The sequence below is a fragment of the Micromonospora sp. NPDC007271 genome (assembly GCF_040634005.1).
Taxonomy (GTDB): domain Bacteria; phylum Actinomycetota; class Actinomycetes; order Mycobacteriales; family Micromonosporaceae; genus Micromonospora.
This window is the reverse complement of sequence record NZ_JBEYER010000177.1, coordinates 1-3,858: the sequence shown is the minus strand read 5'-3', so window position 1 is coordinate 3,858 and position 3,858 is coordinate 1. Positions and strand designations below refer to the sequence as shown.

The 3,858-nt window shown below is 76.0% G+C and carries 3 protein-coding genes, 1 pseudogene and 1 riboswitch; of the genes and pseudogenes, 3 read left to right on the top strand and 1 reads right to left on the bottom strand.

Annotated features, from left to right (window positions below):
* Window positions 1-330, bottom strand: a pseudogene (locus ABZ570_RS33190) (polysaccharide pyruvyl transferase family protein); the annotation flags it as partial.
* Window positions 331-839: 509 nt separating this feature from the next.
* Between ABZ570_RS33190 and ABZ570_RS33185 the strand changes: the two are divergent.
* The 3 genes from ABZ570_RS33185 (at window position 840) to ABZ570_RS33175 (ending at window position 3,799) form a co-directional block, all read left to right on the top strand.
* Window positions 840-1,391: a hypothetical protein gene (locus ABZ570_RS33185; RefSeq protein WP_358072015.1), complete on the top strand. Its 552-nt coding sequence runs from the start codon at window positions 840-842 to the stop codon at window positions 1,389-1,391.
* Window positions 1,392-1,538: 147 nt separating this feature from the next.
* Window positions 1,539-2,309 (top strand): hypothetical protein, encoded by a 771-nt coding sequence (locus ABZ570_RS33180; RefSeq protein WP_358072013.1) that lies wholly within the window; start codon window positions 1,539-1,541, stop codon window positions 2,307-2,309.
* 289 nt (window positions 2,310-2,598) lie between these two features.
* Window positions 2,599-2,740: riboswitch (cyclic di-AMP (ydaO/yuaA leader) on the top strand.
* Between the two features lie 213 nt (window positions 2,741-2,953).
* A complete protein-coding gene (locus ABZ570_RS33175) occupies window positions 2,954-3,799 on the top strand; it encodes a C39 family peptidase (RefSeq protein ID WP_358072011.1) in 846 nt (281 codons plus the stop codon).
* The last annotated feature ends 59 nt before the right edge of the window (window positions 3,800-3,858 follow it).

Sequence of the window (3,858 nt, the reverse complement as noted above, 5' to 3'; positions counted from 1 at the left end):
CCCGACGCCGAGCACCACCACCGGGATCTTCAGCCGCTCGATCAGTCGGGTCATCGGCGCCAGTCGGGGTGCGTAGCTGCGCCGGAAGGCGTTGGCCAGCGGGATCACGAAGACGTCGTACTTCTCGTTGATCTCGTCGGCCTCGCGCAGGTTGACCCGGAACTGCGACGGGGTGACCTGTGCCGTCGAGGTGGCCAGCAGCTTGTGCGCGGCGTGGCTGAAGACGAGGTTGCCGCTGTTCTGGCCGATCCAGTCCCGTTCGAAGGTCTCCTCCGGCGTCACGACGTCGAACGGGCCCTTGCGGGCGCGGAGCAGGATCCGCTGGTGCATCCGGGTTGTCCACCTTCCGTTCCGGGCACCGCATGCCCGGCGGGGACCGGGGCGGCCCGGCCGGCCGGCGTACGGTCCCCGTTCCGTCCAGAAGCCGGAATCTTACGCCATCGGGCTGAGCTGTTGGCGTCCCGCTGGTCGGGCGTTCCGCCCGCGCGTCCGGCGGCCCGGGCCGACCATCGGGCAGGGGGCCCGGCGGCCGCATCGAGCGGCGTCGTCGAGGGCGGCTTGGGGGAGAGGCCGATGTCGCGCCGGCGGGTACCACCGCGCCGGCCACCCCCGCCGCGCCGGTCGCGGTCCGCGTCCCACGGCCCAGGTCGATCGAGTACGCCGGACGGCGCGACCCGGGCTGAGCCGGGTGACCGCCGGGCGGCGCGTCCCGGCCCGCCGGACGGGCGGCGCTCGCCCGTCGCCCCGCCACAGTCCACTCTGGCCGGTGCTGTCCGCCGGGCCGGTGCGACACGCCCGGCGATGGTGCCTTCCGGCCGTTTCGGCGGTAATTTGGGCCCATGCTCCCGATCGCGCTCACCTGTCCCGTGTGGTGGGTGGCGCGCTGGACGGCCCGCATGCTGGCCAGCCTCGCCGTGGTCGTCGCCTGTTCGCTCGGCGCCGCCACGTTGCCCCTGGGCCCGGCCGCGGCGGCTCAGACGGGTGCCCCGACGCCTGCCGTCGACCTCTCGGCCCTCCGGGCCGGGCACCTGAGCGGCCTCGAGCCCGGTGCCGGCCCCGCCCGCCCGGTCCTGCTCCGCTGGTCCGGCCGGGCCGCCGCCGCGGTCGCCGGGGCCGGGAGGGGAGCGCCCGGTGCCGTGGCCGGCCGTGGCGCGCACGACGGGCGGACGGTGTCCGGCGCCGACACGGTCGCCGGCGCCGCCGACCGGCAGGTCGTCCTGAACTACCCGGCCCGGGCCGACCGCGCGTCGGGCGTCCCGGCGGCCCTGGGCCCGGTCGACCGCGACGGCGTCCCGGCCGACCGGGAGGTCACCGTCCCGGTCGACCGGCGGCGCGTCCTGGACGGGCTGCTTCCGGCGGCCGTGGGCTCCCGGGCCCCGCCCGCCCGCTGACGCCGGCGGCCCCCGCCCGCCCCTGCCGTACCGCGAACCTCACCCCGCACCCGCCCGACGGCGGCCCGGCGGCGCCCGTACCGGTCGCGCCCCGCGCCGCGGGCCCGTGCGGACCGCTCCGCCACTCGTTCCCGCGAGGTGCCGACCATGTCGCAGACCCTGCTTCACCACTTCCTCATCAAGCTTCCCGAGGCCGTTGCCATCTGGTCGGCCCTGCTCGTGCTCGCCCTGGGCGTGCTGGCCGCGCTGGTCGCCCGACCGGAGCCGGACACGGCGGCCCCCGATCCGGCCGCGGCGGAGGCGGCCCGCCGGGCCGACCTGCGCCGGTACGCCGACGAGGTGGCGGTGGCCGCCGCCGGGGCCGCGCGGACCGCCCGCCGTCGCCGCGAGCAGTGGCTGGCCGCCCAGGCGGAGGCCGATCGGGCCTGGCGGGCGTACGACGAGGCCGAGACGGCCGCCCGGCGGCTCGCCGGTGCCGCCGTGCTGCCCGAGCCGCGCACCCCACGCACGCCGGCCGAGTACGCGGCCCGGGAGCGGTGGCTGCACCACGCCGCGATGGTGGCGCACTGGCAGGGCGACCTGACCGGCCGGCAGCTCGCCGACGTCCTGGCTCACCGGAACGGGTGGGATCCGCGCCGGCACCCGGCCGAGCAGGAGATCGTCCTGGCCCGGGCGGTACGCGAGGGCCGGCGGGTCGGCTGGCGCACCGCCGCAGAACGGGAACAGCGGGCCTGGCGGGACGCCGAGCTGGCCGCCGAGGCGGCCCGCACGCTGGCCGCGGAGGCGTACGCCGCCGCCGAGGCGCTGCGCCCCGACCCGGTCCCGGTACGCCGCACCGTGCCGCTGGCCCCGGCCCGCGCGGCGGTGCCGGCCGGCGCCACCGGGGCGGCCCGCTTCCGTCCCGCCCGGGTCGGCTGAATTGTTACCGAAATTTGGTGGGCCGCGTCACAGGGAATGCGGAATCGGGCATCCGGATCAGCTCGGGCGATCGACTCCCGCAATTCCGCGCCGATCGTCGGCGTGATGTCCGATTAACGCCCCACGGTCCCGTGACAACTGCCTGTCCCATTGAGTCGCGTCAGTGACAGACTGGTCCGGTCGGCGCCGTGATTTCCGATGTTTAAGCAGGTGGGAGCGCTTGGCATGCCGCGTACCCCCCGGTAGTGTCGGCGCGTCCGGCGCGGTCTCCGATCGCAAGTGGCGACGCCGTGCCGACCCGCTCAATCGTGATCTCACGAACCGGGGACCCAGTGCAACACCGGGGTGAATCCGCGAGCTGCGGCCCGCGGTAGGGCGTACTTCCCGCCCGAATCCGTCAGCTAACCCGGTCGGCGGCCATGGAAGGAGTGCCCTCCTCGTGCGTTCCACCCCCCGATCCTCTCCCCGCCTCCACGGCGCCGCGGCGCCCTCGCTCGCCTGACCGGCGAGCCGAGTCCGCAGACCGCTCCCCGCAGCCCGGTCCGCCGGGCGCCTTCCCTTACCGCGGCCACCCGCCCGGCAACGCACGTGAATCCTCCGCGCGTCGGGCCGGCATGTGCCGCTCACGCCCCGTGGAGGAACACGTGAAGCACCACCTGAAGCGACAGCTGCGACGTCTCGCGACCGAGCGCCCGTACCAGATCGTCGCCGGCACCGCCGCGGCCCTCGTGCTGGCCGGTGGTGCCAGCGCCGCTGTGGCCGGCACCGGCGACGCGCCCGCCCCGCAGGAGCGGGCCGCCGCCGTCACCGAGCTGGCCCCCCGGCTCGGCGAGGTCGCCAGCCGCGGTGAGGCACGCGCGGCCGCCCCGGCCCCGTCCGCCTCGCCGAGCGATTCGCCGAGCGCCTCGGCGTCGCCGTCGGCGAAGCCCAGCACCGCGAAGGCGGACCCGGACGTGACCCGCACGGCGAAGCCGAAGCCGCCGTCGACCAAGGTCCTCGACTACAGCTACCAGGCGCAGACCGCCTACTGGAACTGCGGCCCGGCCGCGGTGCGGAACGCGCTGAGCGCGAGCGGCATCGAGACCACCCAGGACGCGATGGTCGCCCCGCTGAACGCCGGCGAGTCCGGCACCAACTCGGCCGAGGACACCACGCGAGGGCTGAACCAGATGGTCAAGGGCAAGCCGTACCGGACCCACATGATCCCCGGCCAGGCCGCGACCCCGGCACAGATGGACCAGCTCCAGGCCGACCTGGTCAAGGCGATCACCGACGGCCGGGGTGTGGTGGTCAACATCGCCGGCTCCGCCACCGACACCGACGGCGGCTGGCACTCGTTCCCGGGCGGCCACTACATCGCGGTGGTCGGCTACAAGAACGACGGCCGGACGGCCCTGATCGCCGACTCGGCGAACCCGGCGCTCCCGTCGTACTGGATGGCCACCATCGACCTGGCGAACTGGGCGGCCACCCGCGGCTACTCGGCCTGATCGCACCCAGAGTTCGCTGACCGGGTGATCACCAGCCCGCCCGACCGGGGCGACCACGT